The following is a 14,966-nucleotide window of genomic DNA, read 5'->3' as shown; positions in this document are numbered from 1 at the left end:
AGGACGAGAGATGACAGACATCGATATTGAGGTCGCACATGCCCCAGAGCGTCTGCGCTACGAAGCGCGTGTGGACGGAACCGTGGTGGGGTTCGCGGAGTACATCCTCGCCACCGACCTGATCGTGTTCACCCACACCGAGGTCGACCCGGCCTACGAGGGGAAGGGCGTCGGCTCGGCGATCGCCAGGTTTGCGCTCGACGACGTCCGCGACGCCAGCGAGCGCAAGGTGATGCCGCTGTGCCCGTTCATCAAGGGCTGGATCGGGAACCACCGCGAGTACGTCGCACTCGTGAAGCGTGTGCCCCCGTCGACGGCGAAGGACTGACCATGGCGCGCAAGACCTACACCGGGCCCGTGGTCGACGTCTCCTTCGACGGTGATGTGTGTCAGCACGCGGCCGAGTGCGTACGTGGGATGCCCGCCGTCTTCGATCCTGCCGCTCGGCCGTGGATCGACCCCACGCAAGCTGGTTCGGAGGGAACCGCTCAGACCCTGCGAGAGGTGATCGGGCGCTGCCCCTCCGGCGCCCTTCGTGTCGTCGAGCACTCTGAGGGGTCGTGGTCGGCATGAACATCACGGTGATCGGCCGCGGCAACATCGGCGGTGGACTGGCCGATCTCTGGGAGAACGCCGGCCACCAAGTGAGCAGGCTGGGACGAGACGGTGGTGACGCCAGCGAGTCCGAAGCCGTCCTGCTCGCCGTTCCTGGAGTCGCGGTGGAGGCAGCCCTGTCATCGGTGACCGGGCTCGAGGGCAAGACCGTTCTCGACGCCACCAACCTCTACGGCGGCGCGCGGCCTCCGGCCGGGTTCGCCTCCAACGCCGAGTACGTCAAGTCGGTGACCGGCGGGACCACGGCCAAGGCGTTCAACACCAACTTCGCCTCGCTCTTCGGCCGGGTCGCCGGTGCTCGCGTACGACCGAGCAACCTGTGGTCCGGCGACGACGAAGCCCACGACGTCGTCAGCCAGCTCAGCCACGATGCCGGGTTCGAGGCGGTCCGTCTGGGCGACTTGAGCATGGCCGCGACTCAAGAGGGCCTCGCCGGCACGATCTTCGCGATCTCGCAGTCCGGCCTCGGTGAGTTCGTCTACCGCATGGCGCCGCCGGAACAACTCTGACCCCAAGAGCTGAGCCTGCATGCACACTGTCAATGAGCTGCCAGCGTCGTGCTGGTCGTACAGAAGGGAAAGATGATGGCTTTCATCGCTGTTGGGCAGGAGAACAGCACACCGGTCGAGCTGTACTACGAGGATCAGGGAGCCGGACAGCCGGTGGTGCTCATCCACGGGTATCCGCTGAACGGTCATAGCTGGGAGAAGCAGACGCGCGAGCTGCTCGCGGCGGGCTTCCGGGTGATCACCTACGATCGTCGCGGCTTCGGGCAGTCGTCCAAGGTCGGCAGCGGCTACGACTACGACACCTTCGCCGCCGACCTGAACGCGGTCCTCGAGACCCTCGACCTGAGCGACGTCGTACTCGTGGGCTTCTCGATGGGCACCGGTGAACTCGCGCGGTACGTCGGCCGATACGGGCATGAGCGCGTCGCGAAGCTCGCGTTCCTCGCGTCCCTCGAGCCGTTCCTCGTCCAGCGCGACGACAACCCCGGGGGCGTCCCGCAGGACGTGTTCGACGGCATCGCCGCGGCCGCCAAGGACGACCGCTACGCCTGGTACACGCAGTTCTTCAAGGACTTCTACAACCTGGACGAGAACCTCGGCTCTCGGATCAGCCAGGAGGCCGTCACCGGCAGCTGGAACGTCGCGATCAGCAGTGCGCCGGTGGCCGCGTACGCAGTCGTCCCGACCTGGATCGAGGACTTTCGCAGCGATGTCGACGCGGTTCGCGCGGCCGGCAAGCCGACGCTGATCCTGCACGGAACGAAGGACAACATCCTTCCCATCGACGCTACGGCACGCCGTTTCCACCAGGCGGTCCCTGACGCCGACTACATCGAGGTCGAGGGTGCTCCCCACGGCCTCCTGTGGACCCATGCGGACGAGGTCAACGCTGCCCTCATGGAGTTCCTCCGCAGGTGATCATCGACCGCGCGAAGACCTCGAGAACGGCAACTGGGCGACGACGGCAGTGGCCGCCATATCGGTGGAACGGCTCGTGACCTTCCCGGGTCTGGGCTCAGGTCTGGTTCTCTCCGCCGTCGACGTAGAGGTTCGAGCCGACGACGTAGCTGCTCTGCTCCGAGGCCAGGAACGCCACGACCGCGGCGGCCTCCTCGGGCCGACCCATGCGGCCCTTGGCCACGGTCGCTGCGACATGCTCCTTCATGGCGCGGGCGGTCTCCTCGTCGCCGAAAGCCGCGGTGCCCCCGGGGGTCTCGATCCATGCCGGCGAGACCACGTTGACCCGGATGCCGCGACCCTTCAGCTCGGTCGACCAGGTCCGCGCGAAGGATCGGACCGCCGCCTTCGACGCTGCGTACGCACCGAACGCCTCCATGCCACGGTCGGCCGCCGTGGAGCCGGTCAGGATGACCGAGGCGCCGTCGTTGAGCAGCGGGAGCGCCTTCTGCACGGTGAACAGAGTGCCTCGGGTGTTGACCCCGAAGGTCTGGTCGAAGTGCTCCTCGGTGGTCTGCTCCAACGTCACGAACGTGCCAACCGCCGCGTTCGCCACGAGTACGTCCAACCCTTTGCCGCGGGCCCGGACCGCGTCGTAGAGCCGGTCCAGGTCGGCCAACTTGGAGATGTCGCCAGTCACGCCCCTCGCCCGGTCCGATCCGATGGTCTTGACGGCGGCCTCCAACTCGGCCTCACGCCTCCCGGTGACGAACACATACGCACCCTCGTCCGCCAGCCGCACAGCGGCGGCGAGGCCGATCCCGCTGCTTCCGCCGGTGACTACCGCGGTCTTGCCGTCCAAATGTCCCATGTGAGTCTTCTCCATCATTTCTCTCGTTGCCGACTACGACATCGATACTGCGACGCCGTCGCTGTAAGATCCATAATCTAAAGTCCGCTATTCATTACGTATCGTCCAGAGGTGTCGGTGAGTGCTTGGCTTCCGTGATCCAGTTGCTGACGCGATCGGCCTGCTGAAGCCCCGCACGGTGATCGGGCCCAGCCTCCGGGCCGTGGGCGAATGGGCGTTGAGCTTCGACACGTTCCTGCACGTGCGGATCGGTGGTCTCGTACGCGGCAGCTGCTGGCTGATCCTCGAGGGGCATGAACCGGTGCTCCTGCGCGAGGGTGACACCTTCATGCTGGGCAACCCGCCGCCGTACGTACTGGCCAGCACGCCCGACGTCAGCCCGCGCCCTGCGGAGGCTGTGTGGGCGGACGCCGAGGATGGCTTCGTCCGAGTCGGCCCGGAGTCCGAGGACGACCTCTATCTCTGCGTCGGGCACATCGCGTTCGACGACCAGAACGCGGCACTCCTGACCGATCTACTGCCGCCGCTCGTGATCGTCCGCGCTTCCGATCCTCATGGCAGCCGGCTTGCGCAACTGATCGATCACCTGGCCACCGAGGTCGGAGTCGCCGCCGCTGGCGGCCCGCTGGTGCAGAACCACCTCGCACAGATCCTGCTCGTTCACATGCTGCGTGTTCACGCGGGCCAGACAGACCGGCCCACCGGCTGGCTCGGAGCCTTGAACGAGGACGGCATCGGCGCAGCTCTACGTGCAGTGCACGCGGACGTGGCACACCCCTGGAACCTCCACGAGCTCGCCGAGATCAGCCACATGTCCCGCTCCGCGTTCGCCCAGGCATTCAAGAGCCACGTCGGGGTCCCGCCCCTGGAGTACCTCATTCAGTGGCGCATGAGCCTCGCTCGCGACGCCCTCGCCCGGGACGCGTTGTCGATCTCTGAGCTGGCACGAGCCACCGGCTACCAGTCCGAGAGTGCGTTCAGTACCGCCTTCCGCCGCGTGGTCGGCTCATCGCCCGCGAAGTTCCGTGACCAGCAACGGTGCTCGGCCGCGAACGGAAGTTGAGTTCGAATCCCTACCCGGCGCGTAGCACCACTACACCGCCCTGAATCAGCCGCCAGACCGCTGTTCCCCAGGCCAGGTCAACGGGTCGAGCATCAGGTAGAAGCGCTGCCTCGCCGCGTCGAGGTCGATCCCGTACAGCTCGCCGAAGTCATCGTCAGCCTGGCGAGCGGCGACCTCGTCGGGCCACGTCTCGCGGGCGTTGGCCAACAGCAGAGAGATGTCGGCGTACGGGTCGGCGACGCCCAGGCGGCCCAGGTCGATCAGTCCGGCTACGCCCATCGTGTCGGGATCGATGAGGACGTTCGGCAAGCAGAGGTCGCCGTGGCAGACGACCCGCTCGTCCTTCTCCTGACGTTCGCGTCGCGGCAGCTCGTCCTCGAGCTGGCCGAGGATCCGTGCCGGCGATATCTGCTGCAGGTCCACCGGCAGGAACTCGGCCTGGACTCGGTTCTCTGCCACCGTCGTACGCGCCAGGGCCATCATCGACGCGAGTCCTCCGCCGAAGGGGCAGTCCGCCACAGGTAGGGAGTGCAGCTCACGTAGTGTGGCAGCGATCCCCGGCCAGGCGCGCCGGAGTGCAGGGGCGTCGAGCTGATCGGCCGGAACACCGGGAACGGCACTGGTGATCAAGCACGCGCCGTCGTCGGTGGCCCGCCAACCCAGTACCGATGCAGTCGGGACGCCTGTCTCGCCGAGCCAGGCGATCCGGTCTCGCTCGGCGGCCAGGTCATCCCTGGCCGCGGTGGGAACGAGCTTCGCATAGCGCTCACGGTCACGATCGTGAAGGACGAAGGCGCCGGATTCGCCGGCCGTGACCGGCTCCCAGCTCGTGTCGGCGGCGGGCAGCAGTCCGGCCGCTACCGAGGAGATGTCGACCGACATGGATCCATGATCTCGGCGCGGACCACGCGGGGTCCAACGGTTTGCAGAGCGGTTCGCGCGCTCGGACTGAGACCCGGCCCCATAATGTCCCGGTGACCCTTCCCCAGACACTCGGGCGCCTGCGCCAGGTCAAGCCACTCGGTTCCGGCGGATTCGCCGAGGTGTGGCTCTACCACGACCCGGACCTCGACTCGCTCGTTGCCGTGAAGGTGCTCAGCGCCCAGTGGACGCAGGCGGCCGACATCCGGGAGCGGTTCCTGCAGGAGGCGCGCTTCCTCCGGTCGGTGGACTCGCCCCACGTCGTCTCGGTCCACGACATCGGCGAGACCGCGACGGGTGCGCCCTACTTCGTGATGGCGTACGCCGACGCGGGCAGCGTCGCGGAGCTGATCACCCAGCACCCTCAGGGGATGCCGCCGCAGCTGGTGGCCGATCTGGTCGCGCAGGCGGCGTCCGGCCTGGATGCACTGCACGCGCGCTCGGTCATTCACCGCGACGTGAAGCCGGCCAACATCCTGCTCGCCGGTGGGTCCGACGGCAGGCTGCGGGCGATGGTCGCCGACCTCGGCGTGGCGCGTGCGCTCGACCAGCACACGGAGGTGACGAGGCAGATCGGGACGCCCGCCTACATGGCGCCCGAGCAGTTCGACGAGTCATTGCCGATCGACCATCGCGCCGACGTACGCAGCCTGGGCGCGGTCGCGTGGGCGATGTTCGCGGGGCGCTCGCCCGCGCCGGCGTTGACGGTCGTGTCCCGGGTTCCGGACCTCGGCACGGTCGCGCCCGTGCCGGCAACGGTGTCCGCGGTGATCATGAGGGCTCTGGAGCCGAGGGCCGAGGACCGCTGGCCGGACGCGGGGAGTTTCGCCGCAGCCCTCACCGCCGCGGCCGAGGGGCGGGCGGTCGCCGTACCTCCTCCTTCGGACGCGCAGACCGTGCTCCGTTCGCCGTCCCCGACGCAGCCGCAGCCGCAGTCGCAGCCGCAGCCGCCCGCGCGCCGCCGGCGCAACGCCGGCCTCGTCGCGACTGCCGTCGTCGCCGCCCTCGCGCTGGGCGGTGCCGCGACCTGGTTCGTGGCGCGCGGCGGACCGGCCGACGAGCCGGCGAGCGGCGAGGAGACCACGGCTGGGAAGCCGGTCAGCGGCGCGGAGACCGCGGCCGTACGGTTCGTCGACGCGCTCCAGGCTGGTGACTGCGAGGCCGCAGGCCTCTACATCCCCGACCTCGCCGACCCGGCCGCGTGGGACTGCACCGATGACGCCAACGGCGGCGACGGGTTCTACTACCACATCCTCGACGACCTCGACGCCGACGGCGAGCGCCGGGTCGAGGACCTCGGGGACGGGCTCTTCCGGGTGGTCTGGGTGGACCAGGGCTACGTCAACATGCAGCGCCAGGAGGACACTCTGTTCAAGGTGCAGCAGGTCGTCTGCTGCTAGCCCGGAACAGGTAGCCCTACTCCTCGCGGAGGATCTTCGGCGGTCCTGCGGGGGTGGCCTCGCCGCGCTCGACGGCGGCGGTGTGGCTGGCGAGGGCGCGTTCGAGGAGCTCCATGAGAGGGGTCTCCTCGCGCGCCATCTGCAGGTAGTCGGGGCCGAGGGAGACGATGAGGTCGCGCTCGGCGAGGAGGGCGTTGTGGATGCGCTCGCGTTCGGCCGGGTCGGCGGTGTATTCGGAGTCGAGGTAGGCGGCGGCGTGCCGGCGGGCGTTGGCGATGGCATTCTTCGCGCGGCCGCGCTTGCTGAACAGCGAGGCGACGATCGTTACGACGAGTACGCCGAGGATGACGGTCAGGGAAAGGCCGGTGCTGATCTCGACCACGTGCACGGGATCGCCGTCGTTGATGAACGGGATGTTGTTCTCGTGGAGCGCGTGCAGGATCAGCTTCACGCCGATGAAGGCGAGGATCGCGGCCAGCCCGTAGGACAGGAAGATGAGCCGGTCGAGCAGGCCGTCGAGCAGGAAGTAGAGCTGGCGCAGACCCAGCAGCGAGAACGCGGTCGCGGTGAAGACGAGGTAGACGTTCTGGGTGAGGCCGAAGATCGCCGGGATCGAGTCGAGGGCGAAGAGGATGTCGGTGCCGCCGATGGCCACCATCACCAGCAGCATCGGCGTCAGGATGCGCTTGCCGTCCTCCACCGTGAAGAGCTTGTCGCCGTCGTAGTGCTCACTGACGTGGAACAGCCGCCGGGCCAGGCGGACGACGAAGTTCTCCCCGTGGGAGTCGTTGTCGGGCTTCAGCATGTTGCCGGCCGTCATCAGCAGGATCAGGCCGAACAGGTAGAACACCCAGGCGAACGTGTTGATCAGCGCGGCGCCCACGAAGATGAATCCGGTGCGGGCGATCAGCGAGAACGTGATCCCGAAGAGGAGCACCTTCTGCTGGTCCTCGCGGGGCACCCGGAAGCTGGTCATGATGATCAGGAAGACGAACAGGTTGTCGACCGAGAGCGCCTTCTCGGTGATGTAGCCGGCGAAGTACTCCCCGCCCATCGTGCCGCCGCCGAAGACCAGCACGCCGACGCCGAACAGCAGGGCGATCGCGACGTACATCGCCGACCACGTGGCCGCCTCCTTCAGCGTGGGCGTGTGGGCCTTGCGTACGTGGAAGACGTAGTCGAAACCGAGCAGGCCGATGATCGCGACGACGGTGACCAGCCACACCCATGTTGGTGCGCCCATAGTGACAAACCCCCTGAGAGTCGACCCGAGACCTGGGATCGGCCTCAGCCTAGGCGGAGGTCCTCGGGATCGACAGCCCATCGAGGATCTGGGGAAGCGCGTCTTCGAGAAGCCGGTCGGCGCGGGGGTCGTCGGGGCGGATCGTACGCATCGTGACGCTGTGGAAGAACACGCCCATCATCGTCTGGGCGAGGAGGTCGGTCGGCATCGTGGAGGTGCGGTCGAGGCGGTCCAAGGCGAGGTCGACGACCTCGACGAGCTGCTCGCTGAGCGCCGTGAACGTCGCCGAGCTGATCTCGCGCGCGTCGGGGTCGCGCAGGCTCTGCAGCACCACCTCGCTCTGCAGGACGAACCAGCGATCCTGGAGGGGGCGGATCGCGTCGAAGGCTGCGCCGATCAGTGATCCGCTCGAGTCGGCGTCGCTGTGCTCGCCGACGGCGGTGCGCACGGCCTCGATCAGCCTCTCCGACTCCTCCTTGAACGCCTCGAGCAGCACCTCCTCGACGCTGCCGAAGTTGGAGTAGAACGCTCCGCGCGTGTAGCCGGCCGCGCTGACCAGATCGTCGACGGTGACCCGGCGCGCCCCACGCTCGACGAAGACGTCGACGGCCGCGGACAGCAGCCGGGCGCGGGTGTTCGTACGTCGCCTGGGGGCCTTCACCTCGGTCATGTAGTCATCCTCACATACGGCGACGATACACTTTCGTATTGAATGCGTTAATGTATCGAACGTGTCCTCCTACCTCTACCGACTCGGCCGACAGGTCGCGCGCCACGCCAAGACCGTGCTGGCGCTCTGGCTCCTGCTCGCGGTGCTCCTGGGTGCGCTGACCGTCTCGCTCGGCGGCAAGCTGCAGAACGACTTCACGATCCCCGGAACCGAGTCCCAGCAGGGCCTGGACGCGCTCACGCAGCGCTTCCCCGAGGTCTCCGGGACCTCCGCCCAGCTGGTCTTCGTCGCTCCCGAGGGGGAGAAGATCGACGACCACCGCCAAGAGATCGAGAAGGTGCTCGCGCAGGTCGAGAAGGTGGACCACGTCGCGACGGTCACCGACCCGCTGGCCTCGGAGAGCAGGACCGTCAGCGACAACGGCCGGGACGCGCTGGCGACGGTGCAGTTCGACCTCGGTCTCGACGAGCTCCCCGAGGGCGTGACCTCGGATCTGGAGGAAGCTGCGGAACTGCCCGAGGGGTCGTCGCTGGAACTCCACGTCGGTGGGGATGCGTACTCCGTCACCGGGGTGCACGTCAGTGCGACCGAGGGGATCGGGATCCTCATCGCCCTGCTCGTCCTGGCGATCACGTTCGGGTCGCTGCTGGCCGCCGGCCTGCCGATCCTGACCGCGCTGCTCGGGGTGGCGATCGCGATGGCGGGGATCTTCTCGGTCGCCGCGGCCACCACGATCTCGGCCACCACCCCGACGCTCGCGCTGATGATCGGGCTTGCGGTCGGGATCGACTACGCGCTGTTCGTGATCGCCCGGCATCGCAGCCAGCTCGCCACCGGTCTCGGGGTGGAGGAGTCGATCGCCCGGGCGGTCGCGACCGCCGGCAGCGCGGTCATCTTCGCGGGTGTCACGGTCATCATCGCGCTGTGCGGCCTCGTGGTCGCGGGCATCCCGTTCCTGGCGGTGATGGGGTACGCAGCGGCCTCGGCCGTCCTGGTCGCCGTGCTCGTCGCGCTCACCGCCGTGCCGGCGCTCCTCTCGCTCGCGGGCGAGCGGCTCCGGCCCAGGCCCGGGTCTCGGGCCCACCGGCGTGAGGCTGTCGCGGAGGGGCGGCCTCACGCCATCACCCTCGGGGCACGCTGGGTGCGGCTGGTGACCAAGGTTCCGGTCCTCACCGTCGTGGTCTCGCTGCTGGTGATCGCCGTCCTGGCGATCCCCGCGCGCGACCTCGCGCTGGGGCTCAACGACAACGGCAGCGCCGAGCCGGGGAGTGCTCCGAGGGAGACGTACGACCTGATCAGTCGCGACTTCGGGCCGGGCTACAACGCGCCGCTGTTCGTGACCGCGGACATCATCGACACCACCGACCCGATCGGGGTGATGGACGACCTCGGCAAGGCGCTCGGGACGTACGACGGAGTGCAGAAGGTCGCGCTGGCCACGCCGAACCGGACCGCCGACCTCGGGCTCGTGGTGATCTACCCGACCACCGAGAAGAGCGACCCGGCGACCGCATCGCTGGTCAAGGAGATCCGCGCGGACTCGGCAGACCTGGAGAAGCGGTTCGGGATCGAGGACGTCATGGTCACCGGGCAGACCGCGGTGGCGATCGACGTCAGCGCGCGTCTCTCCGGCGCGATCCTGCCGTTCGGGGCAGTCGTCGTCGGGTTGTCGCTGATCCTGCTGACGATCGTGTTCCGCTCGATCGCGGTCCCGCTGAAGGCGACGCTCGGCTACGTGCTGTCGGTGGCGGCCTCGTTCGGGGTGGTCGCCGCGGTCTTCGAGTGGGGCTGGGGCGCCGACCTGTTCAACGTCGCCAAGGTCGGCCCGGTGATCGCGTTCTTCCCGATCATCCTGATGGGGGTGCTCTTCGGGCTCGCGATGGACTACGAGGTGTTCCTGGTCTCCCGGATGCGGGAGGACTTCGTCCACACCGGCGACGCGCGCCGGTCCGTGGACACCGGGTTCGCCGCCAGCGCCCGCGTCGTCACCGCCGCGGCGATCATCATGATCGCCGTCTTCGCCGCCTTCGTGCCCAACGGCGATCCGATCGTGAAGCCGATGGCGCTGGGACTCACCGTCGGTGTGCTCGTGGACGCGTTCCTCGTGCGGATGACGCTGGTGCCGGCGGTGCTCGCCCTGCTCGGGCGGGGTGCCTGGTGGCTGCCGGGCTGGCTGGACCGGCGGATGCCGGTCCTCGACATCGAGGGTGAGGCGCTCATCCACCACCTCGAGCACGCCGACTACGTCGCCTCGAACGGTGAGGTCGCGGTTCGGGCGCGGCAGGTCGAGGTCTCGGGGGCGCTCGCGCCGCTCGATCTTCACCTGCGGCCGGGAGGGCTCGGGATCGTCCACGGGGCCGACCCGGTCGCGCGATCTGCAGCGCTCGCTGCGCTCACCGGGCGGCTCGGCTTCTCCGGGCAGCTCGTGGTGCTCGACCGGCTGTTGCCGGAGGAAGCCGGCGCCGTCCGTGCCCGGGCTGCTCTCGTCGGCGACGTCGCGGATGCGCTCCGGCTCGTGGGCGCTCGGCGCATGCCGGCCCTGGTCGCCATCGACAGCCCGACCTCGCTCGACAGCGGGCAGCTCGCGGCGCTGTCCGCGCTGACCGCGCGGGGCACGACGGTCCTGCTCGGGATGCCGTCGTTGCCCGCCGTGCCGCAGGTCGCGGATGCGCTCGCGCATGCCGTGCCCGCACGCACCTCACCTGATCCTGAGCTCACCGACCCTGCGGCTTCGGTCGCCGACCTGGAGACAGTCCGATGAAACGTACGAAATCATGGTGGTCGGGCCGCCGCCTGGTGGCGGCCGCGATCCTGCTGCCGGTCGTCGTGACGGCGCTCGCGCTCGTCGCGCTCAGCGACCGTACCGAGAACCTCGACAAGGTGCCCGCCGCGGTGGTCAACCTCGACGAGCCGGTGACGACGGGGAGCGGGAAGGACAAGCAGACGGTCTACGCCGGCCGGGCGCTGGCCGCGGACCTCGTCTCCTCCTCGGGATCGTCCGCGAGCCCCACGCTCGGCTGGGAGCTCACCGATGCGGCGGATGCACGGGAGGGCTACTCGGACGGGACGTACGCGGCGGTGATCACCATCCCCAAGGACCTGTCCAAGACGCTGTCGGGGGTGCAGGGGATCGACCCGAGCGCCGGCCGGGTCAGCGTGGAGGCGTCCGAGGCCTCCAGCGAGGTGACCGCCGAGATCGCCCGGCAGGTCGCGCGGCAGTCGGCGTCGACCCTGGGGCGTACGGTCACGACGACCTACCTCGACGGGGTCCGGGACCAGACCGGGAAGCTCAAGACCAGCCTCGACTCGGCCGCCGACGGTGCCGACCAGCTCGCCGACGGCACCGCTGCCGCCGACTCGGGTGCCGGGAAGGTCGCCGACGGCGCTCGGTCGCTGAGCTCCGGTGCGTCCGGGGCCGCCGACGGTGCCTCGCAGGTCGCGGGCGGGCTCGACCAGCTCGCCGGCGGGACCGCGCGGCTGGAGTCGGGTGCGGGATCGCTGGCAGGGGGAGCGGGCAAGGCGTCCAAGGGCGCGTCCTCGCTGGCCGCCGGCGCCGACGAGCTGAGCGGCGGGCTCGACCAGCTCGAGAGGTCGACCGCGGGGCTCCCGTCGCAGGCCTCGTCGCTCGCGACCGGCGCCTCCCAGGTGTCGGAGGGAGTGGCCGGCTACACCCAGCTCGCCAAGGGCTGGGCGCAGGCGTGCGCGAGCGACCCGCTGCTCGCGGCCTCCAAGCCGCAGCTGTGCGGAGCCACCGCCTCGGCGGTCGGCTCCGGCGGCGGGCAGGCGGACCAGCTCGCTGCGGGAGCGGCGCAGGTCGCCTCGGGGGCTTCGGCCCTGTCGCAGGCGGCTCCCGAGCTGAGCGGAGGGATCTCGTCGGCGGCGGACGGTGCCGGGAAGGTCGCGTCCGGTGCGTCCCAGGTCGCCGACGCCAACGCCCGCCTCGCCAAGGGCGCGCGTGAGCTCGAGTCCGGTCTCGGCAAGACCAACGACGGCGCCACCGAGCTGGCCTCCGGGGCCGACCAGCTCGCCTCAGGGACAAAGCAGCTCGAGAGCGGTTCGGCTTCTCTGGCCTCTGTGGCCGACGACCTCTCCTCCGGTACGTCCTCACTGACCGAGGGCGCCGACTCGCTCGCCTCGGGTCTCGACGACGGTGCCTCGCAGATCGCGGTTCCCGGTGAGAAGCAGGCCGAGGTCGTCGCCGACCCGGTGCAGGTCTCGGTCGCTTCCGGCCCCTCCACCTCCGGCGCGACCCGGCTGGCGCCGGCGGTGATAGCCCTGGCGCTGTGGCTCGGCGCGCTCGCGATCTACCTGCTCCGTCCGGCCTTCCCCGCCGGGAGGCTTCGGGAGGCGCTCACGGCGCGGCGGCTCACCTTCGCCGGCCTGTGGCCGGCGGCTCTCGTCGGGCTGGCGCAGGCGGTGCTCCTCGTGGCCGCCGCTGCGCTTCTCGGTGCCGATCTCGCGCAGCCGATCGCCACGGTCGGGATCGCCGTGCTCGCCGCGTCGGTGTTCGTCGCGGTCCACCAGGCCGTCGTCGCGCTCGCCGGCCAGCGCCGTGGCTGGCTGATCTCGTTGGCCTTCCTCGCCCTGCAGCTGGTCTCCATCGGCGGGCTGCTGCCGGTCGCCACGGCCTCCGCGCCGTTCGGTGCGCTCGCGGGCATCCTGCCGGTCCCGCTCGCCGCCGAGGCGCTCCGCGGGGTCGCCGTCGCGCAGAGTGGTGCCGCGGTCGGTGCGCCGATCGGCGGCCTGGTCCTCTGGCTCCTGCTCGCGGTGGCGGTCAGCCTCTTCGCGGCGGGCCGGGCGCAGCGTACGTCTGTGGCGGAGATCCGCGGAGCGGCTGCCGTCTGACGGGCGTGCCGCCCAAGTAACACGTCGTTCGTAGGACTATCCGGTCGCCGCGATAGGGCGAAAAGTCCTACGAACGACGTGTTACAGCTCGTCGCGGCGGCTCAGAGCGAGGTGTCGTGCAGCACGATGTGCTCGTCGAGCGGGGCGCGGCCGACGTCGAGGCGGTTCACGGCGGCGTCGGGGTCGGCGGTGCCGAACGAGATGCCGTAGAGCAGCTTGCGGTCGGCGGGCAGGCCGAGGTGGGTGCGGACGGTGTCGGCGAAGAGGCCGTGCATACCCTGGGGTACGCCGTGGTAGCCGCGGGCGGTGAGGGACAGCAGGAAGTTCTGGGCGTACATGCCGACGTCGTTGGCAGCGCGTACGACATCGCCGAGCTCTGGCACGAAGAGCAGCGCCACGTGCGGAGCGCCGTAGAAGCGGAGGTTCTCGGCGACGGCCTTGGTGCGGCCGTCGACGTCCTCGCGGGCAATCCCGAGAGCGCTGTAGAGGACGGCCCCGGTCTGCTGCGACCGCTGGACGTGGACGCTGTCGTCGTCACCGTACGTCGTGGTGAAGTCGGGGCTCATCTGGCCGGCCTCGAACGCCTTGAGCATCGCCTCGCTGAGGCGCTCGCGGGCTTCACCGGAGAAGACGTGGACCTCCCACGGCTGGGTGTTGCTGTGCGACGGGGCGCGCTGGGCGTCCTCGAGCACACCGCGGATGTCGTCGGCGGGGATCGGGTCGGGCAGGAAGGCTCGCGCGGAGCGGCGCGAGCGAATCACGCCCGTGAAGGTGTCGACGGCGGTCGTGGTCACAAGAAGGTCCTCTCAGGTCTGCCGAGGCCGGTGGCCTCGATCCACTCCTGACGCAAGACGGAGGGACTCTCCGGTATTCCCTGGAACGGTGCCGAGGTGGCCCATCACACAGTCCCGGTCCTACCTGGTTCGGGTGATACCCGGGAATCGGACAGAGGCCTTTACCGAGGCGCGACGAAGACTCGAGGTCCGACCTATCCGAGGGGGAAACCGATGATCCGAAAGCTCGTCTGTGCGGTCGCGGCCGGGGTCGCCGCGGCGGCGCTCTGGTCGATGCCGGCCTCGTCCGCACCGTTGCTGCAGCTCTCCGGCGCGATCTTCACCACCGACGTAACCGGCGCGCCCGTCAACCTGAACCACTACGCCGCCAAGCAGGACGTCTATCTCAACGGCGGTCCTGGCATCAATGCGCCCGATGACGCTGCCGGCCTGCCTGCCGGGATCTACGCCTTCCAGGTGACCGATCCCTCCGGCAAGACGCTGCTCTCCACCGATCCCGTCTCCTGCCGTCGGGTCGAGGTCGACGCCAGTGGCCGCTTCGTCAGCGTCGCCCCGAGTGGTGCCTGTGCGCACGCGACCGGCACCGACGCTGAGGACGGCGGCATCACCGTGCAGCTGTTCCCCTACCTCGACACCCCGAACAACGGTGGCGAGTACAAGGTCTGGCTGACGCCGTACGACGCACTCGACCCGACCGCGCCGGGCAACCGGCACGGTTTCGTCCCGGCCGACAGCAAGACAGACAACTTCAAGGTCAAGGCACGGGCGATCGTCGAGATCGACACCCGGTTCTCCCGCCATGGTGGACCGTTCATCGACGGTCTGGCTGCCGAGTGGACCGACACGCTGGGTGCGCACAACGTGAAGTACTCCGAGTACAACCCGGCGGTTCTCGCGTTCCACGAGGCGCACGTCGAGGCCGCTGAGGCGGGTCTGCACAAGATCACCGTGACCGACCAGGTCGGCTGCGAGATCGACGACGTGCACTACGCCGGGCAGACGTTCCTGCCCGACGCGAGCGGCTCGGTCACCGTCCCGATCCAGGTCAAGAAGCACATGAGTGGGGACCACACCTACTGGGTGGACGTGCACTGCGTGTGAGGCGCTGCGTCTGACCTTCTGATCCGGTCGCCGCGAT

At 69.4% G+C, this 14,966-nt stretch carries 14 protein-coding genes; 9 read left to right on the top strand and 5 right to left on the bottom strand.

Going from position 1 to position 14,966, the window contains the following annotated elements; all coding sequences use genetic code 11:
- The first annotated feature begins 10 nt into the window (after nucleotides 1-10).
- The 4 genes from ACFX43_RS01235 (at nucleotide 11) to ACFX43_RS01220 (ending at nucleotide 2,042) form a co-directional block, all read left to right on the top strand.
- Nucleotides 11-328 (top strand): GNAT family N-acetyltransferase, encoded by a 318-nt coding sequence (locus ACFX43_RS01235; protein ID WP_378816019.1) that lies wholly within the window; start codon nucleotides 11-13, stop codon nucleotides 326-328.
- Between the two features lie 2 nt (nucleotides 329-330).
- Nucleotides 331-573 carry a (4Fe-4S)-binding protein gene (locus ACFX43_RS01230; protein WP_378816017.1) on the top strand — a complete coding sequence of 81 codons (243 nt, stop codon included), beginning with the start codon at nucleotides 331-333 and terminating at the stop codon, nucleotides 571-573.
- The gene (locus tag ACFX43_RS01225) at nucleotides 570-1,124 is read left to right on the top strand and encodes an NADPH-dependent F420 reductase (RefSeq protein ID WP_378816015.1); all 555 of its coding nucleotides are present in this window, start codon (nucleotides 570-572) and stop codon (nucleotides 1,122-1,124) included. Before ACFX43_RS01230 ends, ACFX43_RS01225 begins: the two co-directional genes overlap by 4 nt.
- 75 nt (nucleotides 1,125-1,199) lie before the next feature.
- On the top strand, nucleotides 1,200-2,042 hold the full coding sequence (locus tag ACFX43_RS01220; RefSeq protein ID WP_378816013.1) for an alpha/beta fold hydrolase: 843 nt from the start codon (nucleotides 1,200-1,202) through the stop codon (nucleotides 2,040-2,042).
- Between the two features lie 97 nt (nucleotides 2,043-2,139).
- On the opposite strand, the gene ACFX43_RS01215 is transcribed toward ACFX43_RS01220, so the two are convergent.
- Complete coding sequence (locus tag ACFX43_RS01215) at nucleotides 2,140-2,892, bottom strand: SDR family NAD(P)-dependent oxidoreductase (protein ID WP_378816011.1); 753 nt, start codon at nucleotides 2,890-2,892, stop codon at nucleotides 2,140-2,142.
- Between the two features lie 121 nt (nucleotides 2,893-3,013).
- On the opposite strand from ACFX43_RS01215, the gene ACFX43_RS01210 reads away from it, so the two are divergent.
- Nucleotides 3,014-3,955, top strand: coding sequence for an AraC family transcriptional regulator (locus tag ACFX43_RS01210; RefSeq protein ID WP_378816009.1), 942 nt, complete (start codon nucleotides 3,014-3,016; stop codon nucleotides 3,953-3,955).
- A 45-nt stretch (nucleotides 3,956-4,000) separates the two neighbouring features.
- Here the strand turns inward: ACFX43_RS01210 and ACFX43_RS01205 are convergent, their stop codons facing one another.
- A complete protein-coding gene (locus tag ACFX43_RS01205; protein WP_378816007.1) occupies nucleotides 4,001-4,837 on the bottom strand; it encodes an APH(3'') family aminoglycoside O-phosphotransferase in 837 nt (278 codons plus the stop codon).
- Between the two features lie 92 nt (nucleotides 4,838-4,929).
- On the opposite strand from ACFX43_RS01205, the gene ACFX43_RS01200 reads away from it, so the two are divergent.
- Nucleotides 4,930-6,276, top strand: a complete 1,347-nt coding sequence (locus tag ACFX43_RS01200) for a serine/threonine-protein kinase (protein ID WP_378816005.1) — start codon at nucleotides 4,930-4,932, stop codon at nucleotides 6,274-6,276.
- A 16-nt stretch (nucleotides 6,277-6,292) separates the two neighbouring features.
- Here the strand turns inward: ACFX43_RS01200 and ACFX43_RS01195 are convergent, their stop codons facing one another.
- Both ACFX43_RS01195 and ACFX43_RS01190 read right to left on the bottom strand, forming a co-directional pair.
- On the bottom strand, nucleotides 6,293-7,519 hold the full coding sequence (locus ACFX43_RS01195) for a TerC family protein (protein WP_378816003.1): 1,227 nt from the start codon (nucleotides 7,517-7,519) through the stop codon (nucleotides 6,293-6,295).
- A 49-nt stretch (nucleotides 7,520-7,568) separates the two neighbouring features.
- Nucleotides 7,569-8,189, bottom strand: a complete 621-nt coding sequence (locus ACFX43_RS01190; protein WP_378816001.1) for a TetR/AcrR family transcriptional regulator — start codon at nucleotides 8,187-8,189, stop codon at nucleotides 7,569-7,571.
- A gap of 61 nt (nucleotides 8,190-8,250) precedes the next feature.
- Between ACFX43_RS01190 and ACFX43_RS01185 the strand changes: the two genes are divergently transcribed.
- Together ACFX43_RS01185 and ACFX43_RS01180 are read left to right on the top strand one after the other, a co-directional pair.
- Nucleotides 8,251-10,950 (top strand): MMPL family transporter, encoded by a 2,700-nt coding sequence (locus ACFX43_RS01185; RefSeq protein ID WP_378815999.1) that lies wholly within the window; start codon nucleotides 8,251-8,253, stop codon nucleotides 10,948-10,950.
- Nucleotides 10,947-13,034 carry a YhgE/Pip family protein gene (locus ACFX43_RS01180; protein ID WP_378815997.1) on the top strand — a complete coding sequence of 696 codons (2,088 nt, stop codon included), beginning with the start codon at nucleotides 10,947-10,949 and terminating at the stop codon, nucleotides 13,032-13,034. The genes ACFX43_RS01185 and ACFX43_RS01180 overlap by 4 nt, the downstream gene beginning before the upstream one ends.
- 101 nt (nucleotides 13,035-13,135) lie before the next feature.
- Here the strand turns inward: ACFX43_RS01180 and ACFX43_RS01175 are convergent, their stop codons facing one another.
- A complete protein-coding gene (locus tag ACFX43_RS01175) occupies nucleotides 13,136-13,828 on the bottom strand; it encodes a nitroreductase (protein ID WP_378815995.1) in 693 nt (230 codons plus the stop codon).
- A 213-nt stretch (nucleotides 13,829-14,041) separates the two neighbouring features.
- On the opposite strand from ACFX43_RS01175, the gene ACFX43_RS01170 reads away from it, so the two are divergent.
- Complete coding sequence (locus ACFX43_RS01170) at nucleotides 14,042-14,929, top strand: hypothetical protein (protein ID WP_378815993.1); 888 nt, start codon at nucleotides 14,042-14,044, stop codon at nucleotides 14,927-14,929.
- The last annotated feature ends 37 nt before the right edge of the window (nucleotides 14,930-14,966 follow it).

This window comes from Nocardioides sp. YIM B13467 (assembly GCF_042788075.1).
Taxonomy (GTDB): Bacteria; Actinomycetota; Actinomycetes; order Propionibacteriales; family Nocardioidaceae; genus Nocardioides.
Note: the sequence above shows the minus strand (reverse complement) of the source record. Positions and strands in the feature narration are given on the sequence as shown.